Source organism: Kitasatospora sp. NPDC001095, from assembly GCF_053598615.1.
The window spans coordinates 74,903-99,010 of sequence record NZ_JBSFKQ010000018.1 but is presented as its reverse complement, the minus strand read 5'-3'; the positions used below and the strand labels follow the sequence as shown (position 1 = coordinate 99,010).

Annotated in this window: 1 protein-coding gene; it reads left to right on the top strand. The window is 75.0% G+C overall.

Annotated features, from left to right (window positions below; all coding sequences use genetic code 11):
• Positions 1–30 precede the first annotated feature (30 nt).
• The gene (locus ACWDBB_RS18025) at positions 31–24,108 is read left to right on the top strand and encodes a non-ribosomal peptide synthase/polyketide synthase (protein WP_449790518.1); all 24,078 of its coding nucleotides are present in this window, start codon (positions 31–33) and stop codon (positions 24,106–24,108) included.

Below are 24,108 nucleotides of genomic sequence, written 5' to 3'. Positions count from 1 at the left end.
ACGCCTGCCCACACTTCTGGAGGTACCCCCATGTCCCGTCGCGACGGCGACGTCCTTCCGCTGACAGCGGCCCAGCGCGAGATCTGGCTCGCCGAGCAACGCTCCAGGACACCGATCCCGGGCTACCGCGTCGGCGAGTGCCTGGAGATCCACGGGCCGGTGGACCGGGAGCTCTTCGAGACCGCGCTGCGCCGGGTCGTCGACGAGGTCGACGCCCTGCACGTGACCTTCGTCGAGGACGGCGAGGGCCCGCGCCAGGTCCTTCGGGAGAGCTGGGACTGGGCGCCCGCGCACCTCGACCTCAGCGGGGAGCCGGACCCCCGGGCGGCGGCCGTGGAGTGGATGCAACGGGACCTGCTGCGCCCGCTGGACCTCGCCCGGGACCCACTGTTCGGCCACGCGCTGATCAAGGCGTCGCCGACGGAGTTCCTCTGGTACCTGAACTACCACCACGTCGTGCTGGACGCGATCAGCAGCTCCATGCTCCGGCAGCGGGTCGGCGAGGTGTACTCGGCGCTCGCCGAGGGCGGCGGCGCCGTGCCGCCGTGCCCCTTCGGCTCGCTACGGGACCTGGTCGACAGCGACGCCGCCTACCGCGCGTCCGCCGACTTCACCGCCGACCGCGCCCACTGGACCGGGCGGTTCGCCGACCTGCCCGCCCCGACCCGGCTCGCCGACACCTCCGCCACCGACCCGCACCGCGCCCTCCGGCTGGCCGAGGAACGGGAGCTGCGCCGCCCGGACGCCCTGCGGGCCGCGGCCGACCGTTCCGGCGTCCGGTGGTCCCGGCTGGTGATCGCGGCGACGGCGCTCTACGTCCACCGGCTGACCGGCAACCAGGACGTGGTGCTCGCCATGCCCGTCACCGCGCGCCGGGGCGCCGACCGCGACCTGACGGCGGTGCCGGGCACCCTGTCCAACGTGGTGCCGCTGCGGCTGACGGTGCGACCGGGCCTGCCGTGGCGCGACCTCGTCGCCCAGGCGGCGCGGGAGGTCGAGACGGCCGTCGCGCACGAGCGCTACCGCAGCGAGGACCTGCTGCGCGACCTCGGCGCCCCCGGCAGCATCGGCACGGCGTTCCCGCTGATCGTCAACATCATGGCGTTCAACTCCCGGCCGAGCTTCGCCGGGCACCCCGCCGACGTGCACCACTTCGTGTCCGGGTCGACGACCGACCTCGCCGTCTGGGTCTTCGACTACCGGGACGGCAACCCGCCGCTGCTGCGGCTGCACGGCTCGCCGGAGGCCTACGGCGACGCGGACCTCGCCGGCCACCAGGAGCGGCTGCTCGCGCTGCTGGACACCGTCGCGGACTGCGACCCGGACGAGCCGGTGGGCCGGATCGAACTGCTCACCGCCGAGGAGTGGCGCGAGGCGGCGGTGCTCGGTACCGGGCCGGTCGCGCCGGCCCCGGCCACGAGCCTGCCGGAGCTGTTCCGGGAACACGCGCGGGCGACCCCGGACCTGGTCGCGCTGGTCTGCGGCGACGTCTCGCTGACGTACGCGGAGCTGGACCGGCGGGCCAACCGGCTGGCGCGCGCCCTGATCGCGCGGGGAGCCGGGCCGGAGCGGCGGGTCGCGGTGGCCCTGCCACGCTCGGCGGAGCTGGTGGTGGCGATCCTCGCGGTGCTGAAGACCGGCGCGGCGTACGTCCCGGTCGACCCCGAGTACCCGGCCGCCCGGATCGCCTACCTGCTCGACGACGCCCGGCCGGCCCTGCTGGTCACGGACTCCCGCGGCGAGGGGCGGCTTCCGCAGGCCGGGCCCGTCGACCGGCTGGTGCTGGACACCGCCGACCTGGACGGGCTGCCGGACACCGACCCGATGGTGGCCGTCCACCCGGACCACCCCGCGTACGTCATCTACACCTCCGGCTCCACCGGGCGGCCCAAGGGCGTGCTGCCGACCCACGGCGGCCTGCTCGACCTGCTCACCGACCTCCGCCAGGTGCAGCTCGCGCCGGTGCTCGCGGAGCGGCGGCGGCTGCGGGTGGCGCTGACCACCTCGGTCTCCTTCGACGCCTCCTGGAACCAGCTGATCGCCCTGTTCGGGGGCCACGAGCTGCACGTCCTGGAACACGCGACCTGGACCGACCCGGACGCCTTCGTCGCCTACTCCGGGCGGTGCGGGCTCGACTACGTCGAGGCCACCCCGTCCTACCTCCGGGTACTCGTCGAGCACGGGCTGCTGAGCGACCAGCGGCGGCGGCCGGCCGTGGTCGCGGCGGGCGGCGAGGCCGTCCCGGAGCGGCTCTGGGCGCAGCTGCGGGCGGCTGAGGGGGTGCGCTGCCTCAACCTCTACGGACCGTCCGAGTGCACCGTCAACTCGGTGGTGGCGCCGCTGGGTTCGAGTCCGCGCCCGGTGATCGGGCGGCCGGTCGGCAACGCCCGGCTGTACGTGCTGGACGGCGCCCTGCGGCCGCTGCCGGCCGGTGTGGCGGGTGAGCTGTACGTCGCGGGTGCGGGGCTGGCCCGCGGCTACCTCGACCGGCCGGGGCTGACCGCCGGGCGCTTCGTGGCGGACCCGTTCGGGCCGAGCGGATCGCGCATGTACCGCACCGGCGACCTGGTGCGCTGGGACGCGTCCGGCAACCTGGAGTTCCTCGGCCGCACCGACGACCAGGTGAAGGTCCGCGGCTTCCGGGTCGAACTCGGCGAGATCGAGGCCGTGCTCACCGAGCACCCGCTGGTCGCCCGGGCCGCCGTGCTGGTGCGCACCGAGGAGGAACCGCGGCTGGTCGCCTACGCCGTCGCGGAGCCCGGAGCCGCGCCGACCGACACCGTGCTGCGCGACCACCTGCGGGACCGGCTGCCCCGGCACATGGTGCCGGCCGCTTACGTGCTGCTGGACGCCCTGCCGCTGACCCCGAACGGCAAGCTCGACCGGCGAGCCCTCCCGGCGCCCGAGCAGGCCACCGCCGTCCGGGGCCGCGCCCCGCGCACCGCGACCGAGCACCTGCTCGCCGGACTGTTCGCCGAGGTGCTCGGGGTGTCCGAACCCGGCTTGGACGACAGCTTCTTCGACCTCGGCGGGCACTCCCTGCTCGCCACCCGGCTGGTCGCCCGGGCCCGCTCGGCACTCGGCGTGGAACTGCGGCTCGGCGACCTGTTCGACGCGCCGACGGTGGCGGAACTGGCGGCGGCCGTGGACGTCGCGGGCCGCGCGCGCCCGGCGTTGGGGCGGCGCGAGAGGCCGGACACCGTTCCGCTGTCCTTCGCGCAGCGGCGGCTGTGGTTCCTGCACCGCATGGAACCCGCCCAGAGCGCCACGTACAACATCCCGCTGGCCCTGCGGCTGTCCGGCGAGCTGGACCAGCGGGCCCTGGAGGCCGCCCTGGCGGACCTGGTCGAGCGGCACGAGAGCCTGCGCACCGTCTTCCCGACGGTCGACGGCGTGCCGTGCCAGCGGGTGCTGGACCCGGACGAGGCCCGGCCTCGGCTGCGGATGACCGAGACCGCCGAGCGCGAGCTGCCCGAGCGGCTGGCGGCGGCGGCCCGGTACGGCTTCGACCTCGCCGGGGAACCGCCGCTGCACGCCGAACTCTTCCGGACGGCGGCCGAGGAGCACGTGCTGCTGCTGGTGATGCACCACATCGCCGGTGACGGCTGGTCGGCCGGGCCGCTCTCACGGGACCTGACGACCGCCTACGCGGCCCGCGCGCAGGGCGCGAAGCCGCAGTGGTCGCCGCTGCCCGTCCAGTACGCCGACTACGCCCTCTGGCAGCGCGAGCTGCTCGGCGACGGCACCGACCAGGACAGCCTGCTGAGTCGTCAACTCGCCTACTGGCAGGCAAAGTTGTCGGACCTTCCGGAGCAGGTCGAGCTTCCCTTCGACCGGCCCAGGCCGGCCGCGATGTCCTACCGGGGCGCCCACCTGCCGGTGCGGATCGACGCCGAGCTCCACCAGGGCCTGCGCGCGCTCGCCCGGGACGGCGGGGCCAGCCTCTTCATGGTGCTCCAGGCCGGACTGGCCGCGCTGCTGGGCAAACTCGGCGCGGGCACCGACGTCCCGATCGGCACCCCGATCGCCGGACGCACCGACGAGGCCGTGGACGAGCTGGTCGGCTTCTTCGTCAACACCCTGGTGCTGCGCACCGACCTCTCCGGAGACCCGTCCTTCACCGAACTGCTCGGCCGGGTGCGCGCCGACGCGCTCGCCGCGTACACGCACCAGGACGTGCCGTTCGAGCACCTGGTGGAGGCGCTGAACCCGACCCGGACACTGGCGCACCACCCGCTGTTCCAGACCATGCTCGCCCTGCAGAACGCACCGCTCGGCACCTTCGACCTGCCGGGGCTGCGGGTGGCCACCGACCTGGTCCACACCGGGACGGCCAAGTGCGACCTGACCTTCATCCTGGCCGAACAGCCCGACGGGCTATCGGGCGTCCTGGAGTACAGCACCGACCTGTTCGACGAGGCCACCGCCGCCGGGATCGTCGAGCGGTGGCTGCGGCTGCTGCGCGCCGTGGCCGCCGACCCCGGACGGCGGATCGGCCGGGTCGACGTGCTGTCCGCCGAGGAACTCGCCGCGCTGCTCCCGGCCCGTACCGACCGGGGCGAGCGGCCGCCGGAGCTCGGCCTGACCGCGCTGTTCGAGCGGCAGGTGCGGGCGAACCCGGCCGCCGCCGCCCTCACGGACGGCGAAGTCACCCTGACCTACGGCGAGTTGAACGCCCGGGCGAACCGGCTGGCGCACGCCCTGATCGACCGGGGGGTGGGCCCGGAGCAGCTCGTCGCACTGGCCCTGCCGCGCTCGGCGGAGCAGGTCGTGGCGGTGCTCGCCGTACTCAAGGCGGGCGGCGCGTACCTCCCGGTGGACCCGGACTACCCGGCCGCCCGGATCGCCTACCTGCTCCAGGACGGCCGCCCCGCGCTGCTGGTGACGGCCGGCGCGGCCGGCGAGCTGCCGGGAGCGGACGGCGTGGACCGGCTTCCGCTGGACACCGCAGACCTGGCCGGGCAGCCGGACACCGATCCGAAGGTCGCGGTGGACCCCGGCCAGGCGGCCTACGTCATCCACACCTCCGGCTCCACCGGCAACCCCAAGGGCGTCGTGGTCCCGCACCGGAACGTGGTGCGGCTGTTCGACGCCACCCGGGAGCTGTTCGGCTTCTCCGCCGAGGACGTCTGGACGCTCTTCCACTCCTACGCCTTCGACTTCTCGGTGTGGGAGCTGTGGGGCCCGCTGCTGCACGGAGGCCGGCTGGTGGTCGTCGACCACGAGACCAGCCGCTCGCCCCACGCGTTCCTGCAACTCCTCGCCCGCGAGCGGGTGACGGTGCTCAACCAGACGCCCTCCGCCTTCTACCAGCTGATGCGGGCGGACCAGGAGGCGGGCCCCGAACTCGCCCTGCGCACCGTGGTGTTCGGCGGCGAGGCGCTGGAGCACGCCCGGCTGGCGAGCTGGTACGAGCGGCACCCCGAGGACGCGCCGCGGCTGGTCAACATGTACGGCATCACCGAGACCACCGTGCACGTCACCCACGCGGCCCTCGACGGCCCCGGCACCGCCGCCGGGCAGATCGGCACGGCCCTGCCGGACCTGCGGACGTACGTGCTCGACGACGGCCTGCGCCCGGTCGCCCCGGGCGTCGCGGGAGAGCTGTACGTCGCGGGCCCGGGCCTGGCCCGCGGCTACCTGAACCGGCCCGGCCTGACCGCCGGGCGGTTCCTCGCCGACCCCTTCGGGCCGGCCGGCTCCCGGATGTACCGCAGCGGCGACCTGGTGCGCCGGGCGGCGGACCACAGCCTGCGCTACGTCGGCCGGGCCGACCAGCAGGTGAAGGTCCGCGGCTTCCGCATCGAACTCGGCGAGATCGAGGCAGCCCTCGCCGCCCACCCCGGCGTCGCCCAGGCCGCCGTGCTGGCCCGGCAGGACCGCGCCGACGACACCCGGCTGGTCGCCTACCTGGTGCCGGCCGCCGCGGCCGCGCCACGCCCGGCCGAGCTGCGCGGATACCTGGCCGAGCGACTGCCGGAGCACCTGGTGCCGTCCGCGTTCGTCCTGCTGGACGCGCTGCCGCTGACCGCCAACGGCAAGCTCGACCGCCGCGCCCTGCCCGCCCCCGACCTCGCCCCGGCGGCCGCCGCCCGCGCGCCGCGCACCCCGCAGGAGCAGGTCCTCTGCGAACTGTTCGCCGAGGTCCTCGGCGTGGCGTCGGCCGGCGTCGACGACGGCTTCTTCGACCTCGGCGGGCACTCGCTGCTGGCCACCCGCCTGGCCGCCCGGATCCGCGCGACGCTCGGCGTGGAGATGCCGCTGCGCACCCTGTTCGAGGCGCCGACCCCGGCCGGCCTGGCCGCCGCCCTGGTCGCGGCCGGACCGGCGCAGGCCGCCCTGGTACGGCGCGAGCGCCCCGAGGCGATCCCGCTGTCGTTCGCGCAGCGGCGGCTGTGGTTCCTGCACCAGCTGGAGGGCGCCGACGCGAACTACCACATCTCCCTGGCCTGGCGGCTGTCCGGGGTGCTGGACCGGCGGGCCCTGGAGGCCGCCGTGGCGGACGTGGTGGCCCGGCACGAGAGCCTGCGCACCGTCTTCCCTGCGGTGGACGGCGTGCCGCACCAGCGGGTGCTGGACGTCGCGGCGGCCCGCCCGCGGCTGCTCGTGAGCCCGACCACCGAGGCCGGGCTGCCGGCCGCGCTGGCGGCGGCGAAGGACCGCCCGTTCGACCTGGCGGTCGACGTGCCGCTGCGGGTCGGGCTGTTCGAGCCGGCACCGGACCACCACGTGTTCCAGCTGGTGCTCCACCACGTCGCCGGTGACGGCTGGTCGCTCGGCCCGCTCGCGCGGGACCTGACCGCCGCCTACACGGCGCGCCGTCGCGGCGAGGAGCCGCGGTGGGAGGAGCTGCCGGTCCAGTACGCCGACTACGCCCTGTGGCAGCACGAGCTGCTCGGCGAAGCCGGCGACCGTGACAGCCTGCTCGCCCGCCAGTCCTCCTACTGGAAGCGACAGTTGGCGAATATGCCGGAGCTGCTCCAGTTGCCCACCGACCGGCCCCGCCCGGCGGTCGCCTCGCACCGGGGCGGCTTCGTGCACGCCGGACTGGACGCCGAACTGCACCGCGGTCTGCGCGAGCTCGCCCGTGCGCACGGCACCAGTCTGTTCATGGTGCTCCAGGCCGGTCTGGCCGCACTGCTGAGCAAGCTCGGCGCGGGCGACGACATCCCGCTCGGCAGCCCGGTCGCCGGCCGGACGGAGCAGGCGCTGGACGAGCTGGTCGGCTTCTTCGTCAACACCCTCGTGTTCCGCACCGACACCTCGGGCGACCCGACCTTCGTGGAACTGCTGGGCCGGGTCCGGGACACCGCGCTGGCCGGATACGCCCACCAGGACCTGCCGTTCGAGCACCTGGTCGAGGACCTCAACCCGGCGCGCTCGCTGGCGCACCACCCGCTGTTCCAGGTCATGCTGGTGCTGCAGAACGCGCCCGGCGCCGACTTCGCGCCGCCCGGGCTGCACGTCGACGACATGCCGCTGACCACGACCACCGCCAAGCTCGACCTGACCTTCACGGTGTCCGAGCGGCACGCGTCGGACGGTCCCGCCGGGTCCGGCGGCCCGGGAGGGGCCCCCACCCCGGAGGGAATCGACGTCGTCGTCGAGTACGCCGCGGACCTGTACGACCCTGCCACCGTCGAGACGATGGTCGGGCGCTGGGAGCGACTGCTCCGCGCCGTGACCGCCGACCCGCGGCGGCGACTCAGCCGGTGCGACGTGCTCTCCGCCGCGGAGCACGGCGACCTGGCGGCACTCGGCACCGGACCGGAGGTGGAGCTTCCGGCCGCGAGCGTGGCGGAGCTGTTCCGGGCGCAGGTGCGCGCCACCCCGGAGCAGGTGGCACTGGTGTGCGGGGACGTCTCGCTGACGTACGAGGAGGTGGACGCGCGGGCGAACCGGCTGGCACACGCCCTGATCGCGCGTGGCGCGGGGCCGGAGCGGCTGGTGGCGGTCGCCCTGCCGAGGTCGGCCGAGCTGGTGGTGGCGGTCCTCGCCGTGCTGAGGACCGGAGCGGCCTACGTCCCGATTGACCCCGAGTACCCGGCCGCGCGGATCGGGCACATGCTCGATGACGCCGGTCCGGTCCTGGTGGTGACCGACGCCCGGACGCGGGACGGGCTGCCGGAGGCGGGCCCGGCCGGGTGGCTGGTGCTCGACGACCCGCGGACGGCCGCCCTGGTGGCCGGCTGCCCGGCGACGGACCCCCTGGTGGCCATCGACCCGAGGCATCCGGCCTACGTGATCTACACCTCCGGCTCCACCGGGAAGCCCAAGGGCGTGGTGTCGACCCACGGCGGCCTGCTCAACCTCTTCGTCAGCCAGCGTCCGCTGCTGTTCCCCCGGCGGACGGAGGAGCGGCTGCGGATCGGACTGACCACCTCCGTGTCGTTCGACGCCTCCTGCGACCAGATCTCCAGCCTGTACGCGGGCCACGAACTGCACGTCCTGGACGAGGCGACCTGGTCCGACCCGGACGCCTTCGTGGACTACGCGGCACGCGCCGGTCTGGACTACGTCAACGCCACCCCGTCCTACCTCCAGGTCCTCGTGGCGCGGGGGCTCCTGGACGATCCGGTGCGTCGTCCGGTGGTGGTCTCGATGGGTGGGGAGGCCGTTCCGGACCGGCTGTGGGAGCGGCTGCGGGCGGTCGAGGACGTCTCCTGCCTGAACTACTACGGGCCGTCCGAGTGCACGGTCGACGCGGTCGTCGCGGCAGTGGCGTCGAGCCCCCGCCCGGTGATCGGCCGGCCGCTCGGAGGCATCCGGCTGTACGTCCTCGACAGCGCGCTGCAGCCGGTGGCCGCGGGCGTGGCGGGCGAGCTGTACCTCGCCGGAGCGGGCCTGGCCCGCGGCTACCTGAACCGGCCAGGACTCACCGCGGGACGGTTCGTGGCGGACCCGTTCGGTCCGAGCGGTTCGCGGATGTACCGCACCGGCGACCTGGTGCGCTGGGGCGCGGACCGGAACCTGTGGTTCCTCGGCCGGACCGACGACCAGGTCAAGGTGCGCGGCTTCCGGATCGAACTCGGCGAGATCGAGGCGGCGCTGGCGGAACACCCGCAGGTCGCCCACGTCGCCGTGATCGTCCGGGAGGACCGGGAAGGGGACGTGCGCCTGGTCGCCTATCCGGTGCCCGCCGCCGGGGCGGAACTCCGCGCGGACGAGCTGCGGGCGCACCTGCGCGAGCGACTGCCGGACCACATGGTCCCGGCCGCCTTCGTGCCCCTGGAGAGCCTGCCGATGACGGCCACCGGCAAGCTGGACCGGCGCGCGCTGCCCGCGCCCGTCCACGGTGCGGCGCGCACCGGCCGGGCCCCGCGCACACCCCGGGAGCAGGTCCTCGCCGAGCTGTTCGCCGAGGTGCTCGGCGTGGCCGAGGTCGGGGCCGACGACGACTTCTTCGACCTCGGCGGGCACTCCCTGCTCGCCACCCGGCTGGTCGCCAGGGCACGGGCGACCCTCGGAGTGGAACTGGAGCTGCGCGCCCTCTTCGAGACGCCGACGGTGGCCGGGCTCGCCGCCGGGCTCGGCCGGAGCGGCCGGGCGCGGACCGCGCTGCGCCGCGCGGAGCGGCCCGGCACCGTGCCGCTGTCGTCCGCGCAGCAGCGGCTCTGGTTCCTGCACCAGCTGGAGGACGCCGGCTCCGCCTACAACATGCCGCTGGCGTGGCGGCTGTCGGGCGGGCTCGACCGGGCTGCCCTGCACGCGGCGCTCGGCGACGTCGTCGCCCGGCACGAGGGCCTGCGCACCGTCTACCCCCAGGTCGACGGGGTGCCCCACCAGGACGTGCTGGACGCCGGAAGCGCCCCGCCGCGGCTGCCCGTCACCCGCGTCGGCGAGGCGGAGCTGTCGGGGCTGCTGACGGCCGTGGCGGCGCGGGGATTCGACCTCGCGACCGAACCGCCGCTGCGCGCCGAGCTGTTCGAGCTCTCCGCCGACGAACACGTGCTGCTGCTGGTGATCCACCACATCGCCGGTGACGGCTGGTCGCTGGGCCCGCTGGCCGCCGACCTGGCCACCGCCTACGCGGCGCGCCGCCGGGGCGAGGAGCCGCAGTGGGCGCCGCTGCCCGTGCAGTACGCCGACTACACCCTGTGGCAGCGGGAGCTGCTCGGCGAAGCCGCCGACCCGGACAGCCTGTTCGCCCATCAGCTGGCCTACTGGAAGCGGACGCTGGCGGGCCTGCCGGAGCAGATCCGGCTCCCCGCCGACCGCCACCGCCCCGCGACCCCCTCCCACCGCGGCGGCCACCTGGCGGTCGAGCTGGACGCGGAACTGCACGCCGGGCTGGTCCGGTTGGGCCGGGAGCACGGCGCCAGTGTGTACATGGTGCTGCAGGCCGCCCTGGCCTCGCTGCTGGAGAAGCTCGGCGCGGGCACGGACATCCCGCTCGGCAGCCTGATCGCCGGCCGCACCGACCAGGCGCTGGACGACCTCGTCGGGTTCTTCGTCAACACCCTGGTGCTGCGGACCGACACCAGCGGCGACCCGTCGTTCGCCGAGCTGCTGGGCCGGGTCCGGGAGGCCGCGCTCGGCGCGTACGCCCACCAGGACCTGCCGTTCGAGCACGTCGTCGAGGCGATCAACCCGTCCCGCTCGCTCGCCCGCCAGCCGCTGTTCCAGGTGCTGCTCGCACTGCAGAACACGCCCCGCACCGAGTTCACCCTGAGCGGTCTGAGCGCCGAGATCCTCCTGGTGCGGACGCCGACGACGATGTTCGACCTCGGCTTCCACCTGCTGGAGCGCGGCGGCACCGGCGGGCCGGCCGAGGGCATCGTCGGGCGGGTCGAGTACCGCACCGACCTGTTCGACCACGCCACGGTGGAGGCGCTGGTCGCCCGGTGGCTGCGGCTGCTGGCGGCGGTGGCCGCCGAGCCGGACCGGCCGCTGAGCCGGATCGACGTCCTCACCGCCGAGGAGCGGCACGAGCTGCTGGTCGCGCGCAACGACACCGCCCGGCCGGTGCCCGCCGCCACGCTGCCGGCCCTGTTCGAGGCGCGGGTCCGGGCCACCCCGGAGGCCGAGGCGGTGGTGTTCGAAGACACCGTGCTGACCTATCGCGAGCTGAACCGCCGGGCCAACCGCCTGGCGCACGCCCTGATCGCCCGCGGGGTGGGGCCGGAGCAGGTCGTCGCCCTGCGGCTGCCGCGCTCCGCCGAGCTGGTGGTCGCCGTCCTCGCGGTGCTGAAGACCGGTGCGGTGTACCTGCCGGTCGACCCGGACTACCCGGCCGCCCGCATCGCGTACATGCTGGAGGACGCGCGCCCGGCCGTCGTCCTCGACGACCTCGCCGCCGTCACCCCGGCCGGGGATCGGCCGGAGCACGACCCGGCCGTCGCCGTGGACGCCCGGCACCCGGCCTACGTCATCTACACCTCAGGCTCCACCGGCCGGCCCAAGGCCGTGGTGATGCCCGCCGCCGGCCTGCTCAACCTGCTGGCCTGGCACCACGAGGCCGTCGGCGGCGAACCCGGCACCCGCACCGCGCAGTTCACCGCGATCAGCTTCGACGTCTCGGTGCAGGAACTGCTCTCCGCGCTGCTGTACGGCAAGACGCTGGTGGTGCCGACCGAGGAACAGCGCCGCAGTGCCGAGCTGTTCGCGCACTGGCTGGACCGGCACCGGGTGGGCGAGCTGTTCGCGCCCAACCTGGTGGTCGAGGCGCTGGCCGAGGCCGCCGAGGAGGCCGGACTGGAGCTGCCGAGCCTGCGGCTGGTCGCCCAGGCCGGCGAGGCGATGCGCCTCGGCGGTGCGGTGCGCCGCTTCCAGGCCCGCCGCCCTGGCCGGGTGCTGCACAACCACTACGGGCCCGCCGAGACCCACGTGGTCACCGCCTACCCGCTGCCGGCCGACCCGGCGGACTGCCCGCTGCCGGTGCCGATCGGCCGACCGATCGCCAACTGCCGTGCTTACGTGCTGGACTCGGCGCTCCGGCCGGTCGCCCCCGGGGTGCTGGGCGAGCTGTACCTGGCCGGCGCGGGGCTGGCCCGCGGCTATCTGAACCGGCCGGGGCTGACGGCGAGCAGGTTCGTCGCCGACCCGTACGGCCCGGCGGGCGCGCTGATGTACCGCACCGGTGACCTGGCCCGCTGGCGCGCCGACAGGGAGCTGGAGTTCGCCGGGCGGGTGGACCACCAGGTGAAGGTGCGCGGCTTCCGGATCGAGCCGGGTGAGATCGAGGCCGAGCTGACGGCCCACCCGGGCGTCGCCCAGGTCGCGGTGCTCGCCCGCGAGGACCGGCCGGGCGAGACCCGGATCGTCGCGTACGTCGTCCCTCCGGCCGGGACCGGTGCGACGGCGGCGGAGCTGGCGGCGTACCTGCGCGAGCGGGTGCCCGACTACCTGGTGCCGTCCGCGTTCGTGCTGCTGGACGCGCTGCCGCTGACGCCCAACGGCAAGCTGGACCGCGCCGCGCTGCCCGCGCCCGAGCCGACCGGCACGGCCGTCGGCGGTCGCGGGCCGCGCACCCCGCAGGAGCAGATCCTCTGCGAGCTGTTCGCCGAGGTGCTGGGAGTGGCCCGGGTCGGGGTCGACGGGGACTTCTTCGAGCTGGGCGGGCACTCCCTGCTCGCCACCCGGCTGGTCTCGCGGGTCCGGGCGACCCTCGGGGTCGAGCTGGAGCTGCGCAGCCTGTTCCGGACCCCGACACCCGCCGGACTGGCGGCCGGGCTGCACGACGCCGGCACCGCGCGGCAGGCCCTGGTGCCCCGGCCCCGCCGTGACCCGATGCCGCTGTCCTTCGCCCAGCGCCGGCTCTGGTTCCTCCAGCAGTTCGGCGCGCCGAGCGCCACCTACCACCTGCCGCTCGCCCTGCGGCTCTCCGGCGACCTCGACCGGGCCGCGCTGAGCGCCGCGCTCGCGGACGTGGCGGCCCGGCACGAGACCCTGCGCACCGTCTTCCCGCACCTCGCCGGAGTCCCGTACCAGCGGGTGCTGGACGCCGCCGAGGCCGCCGTCCCGCTGACCGTGCGCGCGGCCGGGGAGGCGGAACTGCCCGCCCTGCTGCGCGAGGCGGCGGTGCGCGGCTTCGACCTCACCTCGGAGGTGCCGCTGCGGGCGGAACTGTTCGCGGTCGCGGAGAATACCGACGAGCACGTGCTGCTGCTGGTCATGCACCACATCGTCGGGGACGGGTGGTCCCTGGGCCCGCTGGCCCGCGACCTGGCCACCGCCTACACCACCCGGCAGCGGGGCGGGGCGCCGACCTGGCCGCCGCTGCCGGTGACGTACGGCGACTACACCCTGTGGCAGCACGAGATCCTGGGCGACGAGCAGGACGGCGACAGCGTGTTCGCCCGTCAGGTCGGCTACTGGAACGAGGCGCTGGCGGGGCTGCCCGAGCAGCTGCGGCTGCCCGCCGACCGGCCGCGCCCGGCCACCATGTCGTACGGCGGCGACCTGCTGGAACTCCGGATCGACGCCGAACTGCACACCGCGCTGGTGGGGTTGGCGCGCCGCTCGGGCGCGACCCTGTTCATGGTGCTGCAGGCGGCGCTGGCGGCGCTGTACACCCGGTTGGGTGCGGGGACGGACATCCCGATCGGCAGTCCGATCGCGGGGCGCACCGACGAGGCGCTGGACGACTTGGTCGGGTTCTTCATCAACACGCTGGTGCTGCGGACGGACACCAGCGGTGATCCGTCGTTCACCGAGCTGCTGGGGCGGGTGCGGGAGACGGCGCTGGAGGCGTACGCGCACCAGGACGTGCCGTTCGAGCACCTGGTGGAGGCGCTGAACCCGTCCCGCTCGCTGTCCCACCACCCGCTGTACCAGACCGGGCTGGTCGTGCAGAACGCGCCGGGCGGCGACTTCGACCTCCCCGGCCTGCGGGTCTCCGGGGTGACGGTGCTCACCGGGACCGCGCGGCTCGACCTGACCTTCGGATTCGCGGAGGAGCACGGGCCGGACGGCGCGCCGGCCGGGCTCAGCGGGGCGGTCGAGTACAGCACCGACCTGTTCGACCGCTCGACGGTCGAGGCGCTGGTGGCCCGGTGGACCAGGCTGCTGGCGGCCGTCGCCGCCGCCCCGGACCAGCCGATCGGCGGGATCGACCTGCTGTCCGCCGAGGAGCGGCGCGAGCTGCTGCCCGCCGTCGACGGCGAGGCGGCGGCGGCGAGTCTGCCGGAGCTGTTCGCGGCGCAGGTCGCGGCGACGCCGGACGCGGTCGCTCTCGTCTGCGGGGACACGGAGTTGACATACCGTCAGTTGAGCGCCCGGGCGAACCGGTTCGCGCATGCGCTGATCGCCAGCGGTGTCGGCCCGGAGCAGCTGGTGGCGGTGGCGCTGCCGCGCTCGGTGGAGTCGGTGGTGGCCGTCCTCGGTGCGCTGAAGGCCGGGGCGGCGTACCTGCCGGTGGATCCGGCGTACCCGCCGGCGCGGATCACGTTCATGCTGGACGAAGCCCGTCCGGCGGTGCTGGTCGACGATCCGGCGATGGTCTCGGACGGGGACTGGCCGGACGGCGACCCGGGCGTCGTGGTGGACGTCCGGCACCCGGCGTACGTGATCTACACCTCGGGCTCGACCGGCCGCCCCAAGGGCGTGGCCGTGAGCCACAGCGGGGTGTCGGGCCTGGTGGCGGCGCAGACCGAGCGGCTCGGCATGGGGCCGGGCAGCCGGGTGCTCCAGTTCGCCTCGCCCAGCTTCGACGCCTCCTTCTGGGACCTGTGCGGCGCCCTGCTGACCGGTGCCGCCCTCGTCCTGGCCCCGGCCGAGGCCCCGCTGGAGGCCCTGGCGGGCCGGCGACTGGACGTCACCCACGTCACCCTGCCGCCCTCGGCCCTGGCCGCGCTGCCGGAGGACTCGGTGACCGCGTCGACCCTGGTGGTGGCGGGCGAGGCCTGCCCGCCGGAGCTGGTCGCCCGCTGGGCGCCGGGCCGGTGGATGATCAACGCGTACGGTCCGACGGAGACGACGGTGTGCGCCACGATGAGCGAGCCGCTGTCCCCGGGGGCGGGCGTGCCGCCGATCGGCCGGCCGGTCGCGGGTTTCCGGGCGTACGTGCTGGACGAGCGGCTGCGTCTCGTGCCGCCGGGGGTGACGGGGGAGCTGTACGTCGCCGGCCCCGGGTTGGCGCGCGGCTACCTCGACCGGCCCGGTCTGACGGCCGGACGGTTCGTCGCCTGCCCGTTCGGTCCCTCGGGCGCCAGGATGTACCGCACCGGTGACCTGGTGCGGCGCCGTGCATGGGGGTCCCCCCGGTCGGAGGTCGGGGGAGGCGAACTGGAGTACGTCGGCCGGGCCGACGACCAGGTGAAGGTGCGCGGCTTCCGCGTCGAACTCGGTGAGGTCGAGGCCGCCCTGGCCGGCCACTCCGCCGTCGCCCAGGCCGCCGTCCTGGCCGGGGACGACCGGCTCGTCGGCTATGTGGCGGCGCGTCCCGGCGCGGCGGTCCGGCCGGTGGAGCTGGCGGCGCACCTGCGCGACCGGCTGCCGGACTACCTGGTCCCGTCGGCGTTCGTGGTGCTGGACGCACTGCCGGTGACGCCGAACGGGAAGCTGGACCGCGCCGCTCTGCCCGCGCCGGAGGCCGCGGCCACCGAGGCGGGCCGGGCGCCGCGCACGCCGCAGGAGCAGATCCTGTGCGGCCTGTTCGCGGAGGTGCTCGGCGTGCCGCAGGTCGGGGTCGACGAGGACTTCTTCGACCTGGGCGGGCACTCCCTGCTCGCCACCCGGCTGGCCGCGCGGGTGCGCTCGGTGCTCGGCGTGGAATTGGGGCTGCGCGCGCTCTTCCAGGCGCCCACCGTGGCGGGCCTGGCCGGGGTGCTGGCCGGGGCCGGCCACGCCCGTCCGGCACTGACCGTGCACGAGCGACCGGACGCGGTGCCGCTGTCCTTCGCGCAGCGCCGGCTCTGGTTCCTGCACCGGATGGACGCCGCCGCCGCGACCTACCACATCCCGCTGGCGCTCCAGCTGACCGGAACGCTGGACCGGGCGGCGCTGGACCGGGCGCTGGCCGATGTGGTGGCCCGGCACGAGAGCCTGCGGACGGTCTTCCCGGAGATCGACGGCGTCCCCCGCCAGTGCGTCCTGGATCCGGCCGCGGCCCGCCCCCGGGCAGGGTCGACGGAGGTGCTGGAGGCCGAACTCTTCGAGCGGCTGGCCGAGTTCGCCCGGCAGCCGTTCGACCTGGCGGTGGAACCCCCGCTGCGGACCGGGCTGTTCGCGCTCGCGGACAAGGCCGACGAGCACGTGCTGCTGCTGGTTATGCACCACATCGCCGGCGACGGCTGGTCCACCGGCCCACTGGCCCGGGACCTGGCCGAGGCGTACGCGGCCCGCAGCCGGGGTGAGGAGCCGCAGTGGGCCCCGCTGCCGGTGCAGTACGCCGACTACACGCTGTGGCAGCGCGAGCTGCTCGGCGACGCCGATGACCCACAGAGCCGGTTCGCCGAGCAACTCGGTTACTGGAAGCGGCAGTTGTCCGACCTCCCGGAGCTGCTCGCGCTGCCCACCGACCGGCCCCGGCCGGCCGTCGCCGGCTGGCACGGGGACCACGTCGGCCTGGAAATCGACGCCGAACTGCACGCCGCCCTCACGGAGTTGGCGCGGCGCACCGGCACGAGTCTGTTCATGGTGCTGCAGGCGGCGCTGGCGGCGCTGTACACCCGGCTGGGTGCGGGGACGGACATCCCGATCGGCAGTCCGATCGCGGGTCGTACCGACGAGGCGCTGGACGAGTTGGTCGGGTTCTTCGTGAACACGCTGGTGCTGCGCACCGACACCAGCGGTGATCCGAGCTTCGCCGAGCTGCTGGGCCGGGTGCGGGAGACGGCGCTGTCGGCGTACGCGCACCAGGACGTGCCCTTCGAGCACCTGGTGGAGGTGCTGAACCCCGCCCGGTCGCTGTCCCACCACCCGCTGTTCCAGACGATCCTGGCCGTGCAGAACGCGCCGATGGGCCGGTTCTCGCTGCCCGGGCTGGACGTCGCCACCTACGCGGTGGCCACCGGAACCGCCAAGTTCGACCTCGGAGTGAGTCTGGTCGAGCAGTTCGGCCCGGACGGGAGCCCCGCCGGGATCGTCGGCGCGGTCGAGTACGCCACCGACCTGTTCGACCGCTCGACGGTCACCGCCCTGGCCGCACGGTGGGCCAGGCTGCTGGAGGCGGTCACCGCCGATCCGGAACGGCCGATCGGGGGGATCGACCTCCTCGACGCCGACGAGCGGCACCGGCTGCTGGAGCGCGGCAACGAGACCGCCCGCGAGGTGGACGCCGTCCCGGTGCCGCGGGCCTTCGCGGCGCAGGTCGCGGCGACGCCGGATGCGGTCGCGCTCGTCCATGGCGAAATCGAGTTGACGTATCGCCAGTTGAACGCGCGGGCGAACCGGTTCGCGCACGCGCTGATCGCGCGCGGCGTCGGGCCGGAGCAGCTGGTGGCGGTGGCGCTGCCGCGCTCGGTGGAGTCGGTGGTGGCCGTCCTCGGTGTGCTGAAGGCCGGGGCGGCGTACCTGCCGGTGGACCCGGCATACCCTGCCGCCCGGATCGCGTTCATGCTGGACGACGCCCGTCCGGCGGTGCTGGTCGACGACCCGGCGATGCTCTCGGACGGCAACTGGCCGGACACCGACCCGGAGGTCGCGCTCGACGTCCGGCACCCCGCCTACGTGATCTACACCTCGGGCTCGACCGGCCGCCCCAAGGGCGTCGTGGTCGGCCACGGCGGCGTGGCCAGTCTGGTGGCCGCCCAGATCGAGCGGTTCGCGATCGAACCCGGCAGCCGGGTGCTCCAGTTCGCCTCGCCCAGCTTCGACGCCTCGGCGTCGGAGATCTTCACCGCCCTGCTGTGCGGCGCGGCCCTGGTGCTGCCCCCGGCGGCCGAGCCGCTGTCCGCGCTGACCGACCCGGGCCTGGCGGTCACCCATGTGACCGTGCCGCCGTCCGTCCTGGCCGCCCTGCCGGTGTGCTCGGTGGCGGTGGTGTCCACGGTGGTGGTGGCCGGTGAGGCCTGCCCGCCGGAGCTGGTGGACCGCTGGGCACCGGGCCGGCGGATGATCAACGCGTACGGTCCGACCGAGACGACCGTGTGCGCGACGATGAGCGACCCGCTGTCGCCGGCGTCCGGCGTGCCGCCGATCGGCCGTCCGATCACCAACGCCCGGGTCTACGTGCTGGACGAGCGGCTGCGACCGGTGCCGCCGGGAGTGCCGGGGGACCTGTACGTGGCCGGCGCCGGCCTGGCGCGCGGGTACCTGAACCGGCCCGGACTCACAGCCGGGCGGTTCGTCGCCTGCCCGTTCGATCCCTCGGGCACCAGGATGTACCGCACCGGGGACGTGGTCCGCTTCCGTGCCGACGGCCAGCTGGAGTACCTCGGCCGGGCCGACGACCAGGTGAAGGTGCGCGGCTTCCGGGTCGAGCCCGGCGAGGTCGAGTCGGCCCTGACCGAACACCCCGCCGTCGCCCGGGCCGCCGTCCTCGCCCAGGACGACCGGCTCGTCGGCTACGTCGTCCCGCGGCAGGAGCCCGCCCGCGACAGCGGCATCGAGGCCGACCACGTGGACGAGTGGCGGGGCATCTACGACGCCCTGCCCATCACCCCCGAGGAAGCCGCGTTCGGCCAGAACTTCGTCGGCTGGAACAGCAGCTACGACGCCGCCCCGATCCCCGTCGAGCAGATGCGGGAGTGGCGCGACGCGACCGTCTCCCGGATCCTGGCCCTGTGCCCCCGCCGGGTTCTGGAGGTCGGCGTCGGCACCGGGCTGCTGCTCTCCCGGATCGCCCCGCACTGCGAGACCTACTGGGCGACCGACTTCTCCGCCACCGCGATCGACGCGCTGTCCGCCCAGGTGGCGCGCCAACCGGACCTGGCCGAGCGCGTCGTGCTCCGGACCCGCCCGGCGCACGACACCGACGGGCTGCCGGGCGGGACGTTCGACACCATCGTGATCAACTCGGTGGTGCAGTACTTCCCGTCCGCCGAGTACCTCGCCGACGTGATCGGGAAGCTGACGGCGCTGCTCGCCCCCGGCGGCGCGCTGCTCATCGGCGACGTCCGCAACCTGCGGCTGCTGCGCCCGCTGGCCACGGCCGTCCAGCTGCACCGCGCCGGGGACGGCGCCGACCTCGCAGCGGTGCGCCGCGCGGTGGAGCAGGCCCTGCGGGTCGAGAAGGAACTCCTGGTCGACCCGGACTTCTTCACCGCCCTGCGGGAGCGTGGCGCGGAGCACGGCACGGAGATCGGCGCGGTGGTCGTGGAGGTCAAGCGCGGCCGCCACCACAACGAACTGAGCCGCTACCGCTACGACGTGACGCTGCACAAGCGGCCCGCCGTGCCCGTCCAGCCGCTCGACCTGGCGTGGGGCCGGGACGTCACCGGCCTGGCGGAGCTGCGCGAACTGCTCGGACGGCCGGGCACCGGCCCGGTGCGCCTCACCGGGATCCCGAACCGCCGCGTCGCGCGCGAGGCCGAGCTGGCCCGGGCGGTGCGCGACGGGGACGGCACGCTCGCCGGGCTGCTGGAGCGGCTGCAAGGCCCGGACGGCGCCGACCTGCCCGACCCGGAGGACTTCCACGCCCTCGGCGGGGAGCTCGGCCGCCGGGTCAGCCTCACCTGGTCGGCCGACGCGCCCGAAGCCCTCGACGCGCTCTTCACCGGCTCCACCGCCTCTGCCGGCTCCACCGACGGGCCGGCGGACGCACCCGTCGAGGCCTACCGGCCGGCGCGGCGGGCCGGCGTCCCGCTGTCCGGGCTGACCAACCGCCCGACCGGCAGCCGGGGCACCGGCGCCCTCCTCGGCGAACTCCGCGACTGGCTGCGGGGCCGGCTGCCCGACTACCTGGTCCCCTCGGCGTTCGTGGCGCTGGACGCGCTGCCGCTGACCGCCAGCGGCAAGCTCGACCGCCGTGCCCTGCCCGCCCCCGACCTCGGCCCGGCCGTGGCCGGGCGGGCGCCGCGCACCCCGCAGGAGCAGCTCCTCGCCGAGCTGTTCGCCGAGGTGCTCGGGCTGGCGCAGGTCGGGGTCGAGGACAGCTTCTTCGACCTGGGCGGGCATTCCCTCCTGGCGACCCGGCTGGCCTCCCGGGTCCGGGCGACCCTCGGCGCGGAACTGGAGGTCCGCACGCTCTTCGAGACCCCGACCGTGGCCGCCCTGGCGGCCCGCCTCGACGGCTCCGGAACGGCGCGGCCCGCGCTGACCGCCCGGCCGCGTCCGATGGGGGCACCTCCCGGCCGTCAAGGCTGGGGGAGGGTGCCGCTGTCCTTCGCCCAGCGCCGGCTGTGGTTCCTGCACCGGATGGACGGGCCGAGCGCCACCTACAACATGCCGCTCGCGCTGAGCCTCACCGGTGAACTCGACCGGCCGGCCCTGCACGCGGCGCTCGCGGACGTGGTCGCCCGGCACGAGAGCCTGCGGACGGTCTTCCGCGAGACGGACGGCGTGCCGTACCAGGTCGTGCTGAGCGCCGCGGACGCGTACCCGGAGCTGCCGCTGGTCGAGCTGGACGAGGGCCGCCTGGCCGAACGGCTGGCGCGGACGGCCCGGCGCGGCTTCGACCTGGCCGCGCAGCCGCCGGTCCGGGCGGAGCTGTACGCGCTCGCGCCCGACCGGCACGCGCTGCTGGTCGTGGTGCACCACATCGCCGCCGACGGCTGGTCGATGGGCCCGCTCTCCGCCGACCTGGCCGCCGCCTACGCGGCCCGCTGCCGGGGCGAGGAACCGCGGTGGGCCCCGCTGGCGGTGCAGTACGCCGACTACACGCTCTGGCAGCGCGACCTGCTCGGCGACGCCGCCGACCCGGACAGCCTGTTCGCCCGGCAACTGGCCTACTGGAAGGACGAGTTGACGGGAATGCCGGAGCAGCTCCAGCTGCCCGCCGACCGGCCCCGCCCGCCGGTGGCCTCCCAGCTGGGCGACCGGGTCGCGGTCCGGCTGGACGCCGAACTCCACCAGGCCCTGCGGGACCTCGCCACCGAGCGCGGCGCCAGCATGTTCATGGTGCTCCAGGCCGGCCTCGCCGCACTGCTCACCCGGCTCGGCGCCGGTACCGACATCCCGATCGGCAGCCCGATCGCAGGCCGCACCGACCAGGCACTGGACGACCTCGTCGGCTTCTTCGTCAACACCCTGGTGCTGCGCACCGACACCGGAGGCGATCCCGGATTCGCCGAACTGCTCGGCCGGGTGCGGCAGAAGGCGCTCGCCGCGTACGACCACCAGGACGTGCCGTTCGAGTACCTGGTCGAGGTGGTCAACCCGGCGCGGTCGCTGGCCCGCCACCCGCTGTTCCAGGTCATGCTGGCCCTGCAGAACGCGCCGCTGGGCGAGTTCGCGCTGCCGGGGCTGGAGACCGGCCACCTGGAGGCGCCGACCGGGACCTCCCGGGTCGACCTGACCTTCAGCCTGGCCGAGCAGTTCCGCCCGGACGGCGGCCCCGACGGCCTGGTCGGCGCGGTGGAGTACGCCACCGACCTGTTCGACGCGCCCACCGTGGAGCTGCTGTTCGACCGCCTGGCCCGGCTGCTGCGTACCGCGGTCGCCGACCCGGACCGGCCGATCGGCCGGATCGACCTCCTGTCCGAGGCGGAACGCCACCAACTGCTGCACGGGTTCAACGACACGGCCGCCGAGCTGCCCCGGGCCGCGGTGCCGGAGCTGTTCGCCCGCCAGGTGCGGGCCACCCCGGACGCGGTCGCCGTCGTGGCGGGCGGCACCGAGCTGACCTACCGGGAGCTCGACCGGCGCTCCAACCGGCTCGCACGGGCACTGGTCCGCCGGGGCGTCCGGCCGGAGACGCCCGTCGCGGTGCTGATGGAACGCTCGGCGGACCTGGTCACGGCCATCCTGGCGATCGTCAAGGCGGGCGGCGCCTACGTGCCGCTGGACTCGCGCTTCCCGGCGACCCGGATCGAACTGATCCTGCGGGAGAGCGGCGCGGCCCTGGTGCTCACCGAGGAGGTGCTGGCCGCCCTGGTGGACGCCGAGCCCGATCCGTCCGACGTCGAAGTCCCGTGTGAGCCGAAGCAGTTGGCGTACATCATGTACACCTCAGGATCGACCGGGCGGCCGAAGGGCGTGGCCGTCACCCACCGCGACGTGGTCGGCCACGCGCTGACCCCCGAATGGCGCGGTGGCGGACACGAGCGGGTGCTGATGCACTCCCCGACGGCCTTCGACCTCTCGACCTACGAGCTGTGGGTGCCGCTCCTGGGCGGCGGCCGGATCGTGGTCGCACCGCCCGAGCAGCTCGACCTCGACCTGCTCCAGCACACCATCGGCACCCACGGGGTGACCGGTCTGTGGCTCACCGCCGGACTCTTCCGGCTGGTCGCCGAGGAGCGCCCCGGCCTGCTCGCCGGGGTGCGCGAGGTGTGGACCGGCGGCGACGTGGTCTCCCCGGCCGCCGCCGCCCGGGTGCTGGAGGCCTGCCCCGGCATCGAGGTGGTCAACGGCTACGGCCCCACCGAGGCCACCACCCTGGCCACCTGCCACCCGGTGCGCGACCTGCCCGAGCAGGCCGCCTCCGTGCCGATCGGCGGCCCGATGGCCAACATGCGCGCCTACGTGCTCGACGACCACCTGCGGCCGCTGCCCGTGGGGATGGTCGGCGAGCTGTACCTCGCGGGGGTCGGCGTCGCCCGGGGCTACCACGGCCGGCCCGGCCTCACCGCGGAGCGCTTCACCGCCGACCCGTACGGGCCGTCCGGGAGCCGGATGTACCGCACCGGCGACCTGGCCTGGTGGCGCGCCGACGGCACCCTGGAGTTCGCCGGACGCGCCGACCACCAGGTCAAGCTGCGCGGCCTGCGGATCGAGCCCGGCGAGATCGAGGCCGTCCTGGCGGGCTGCCCGGGCGTCGCCCAGGCGGCCGTGGTCGCCCGCGAGGACCGGCCGGGCGACAAGCGGCTGGTCGCCTACCTGGTGCCCGCCCCCGAGGGCGCGCCCGAGGCGGTCGAGCTGTCCGCCCGGCTGCGCCGCGAGCTGCCCGACTACATGGTGCCGGCGGCGTTCGTCACCGTGGACGCGCTGCCGCTGACCGCCAACGGCAAGCTCGACCGGGCCGCCCTGCCCGCCCCCGAGTACGGGGCTTCGGACGCCGGCCGCGGCCCCCGGACGCCGCAGGAGCAGCTGCTGTGCGGCCTGTTCGCCGAGGTCCTCGGCCGGGAGCCGGTGTCCATCGACGACAACTTCTTCGACCTGGGCGGGCACTCGCTGCTGGCCGCCCGGCTGGCCTCCCGGGTCCGCGAGACCCTCGGCCTGGAGCTGGGACTGCGCATGCTCTTCGAGGCGCCGACCGTGGCCGGGCTCACCGAGCGCCTGGTCATGAACGATCCCGACGACGCGCTGGACGTGGTGCTGCCGCTGCGTTCGACCGGGACGGGCACGCCGCTGTTCTGCGTCCACCCCGGGGGCGGCATCAGCTGGTCGTACAGCGGGCTGCTGAACCACGTCGGCCCGCAGCACCCGGTCTACGCGATCCAGGCGCGCGGCCTCGGCCGGCCCGAACCGCTGCCGACGTCCTACGAGGAGATGGCGGCCGACTACGCCGACCACATCCGGAAGATCCAGCCGGAGGGCCCGTACCTGCTGCTCGGCTGGTCCGCCGGCGGGCTGATCGCCCACGCCCTCGCCTGCGAGCTGCAGTCGCGCGGTGAGCGGACCGCGCTGCTGGCGATCCTCGACGCCTACCCGGTGAAGGACGTGAAGTTCGAGGAGGTACCGGTGCCCACCGAGCGGGACGTGCTCGTCGGGGTGCTCGACGTCGACCCGGAGGAGCTGGGCGACCGGGAGATCACCTACGCGGAGGTCGCCGAGGTGCTGAACCGGCGGGGCAGCGCGCTGGCCGGCCTGACCGAGCGGCAGGTCGAGGTGGTCGTCCAGATCATGATCAACAACGCGAAGCTGGCGGTCGACTTCGTCCCCGGGACCTTCGACGGGGACCTGCTGCTCTTCAACTCCACGATCGACCGCAACGCCGAGGACAACGCCGGGCCGGGGATCTGGCAGCCCTACGTCACCGGCCGGATCGAATCGCACGAGGTCACCACCCGGCACAACCGGATGACCCAGGCCGGCTCGCTGGCCCAGATCGGACCGGTCCTGGCCGCCAGGATCGCCGAGGCCACCGGCGACACCACCGTTTCCCACCACCACCAGGAGGACTGA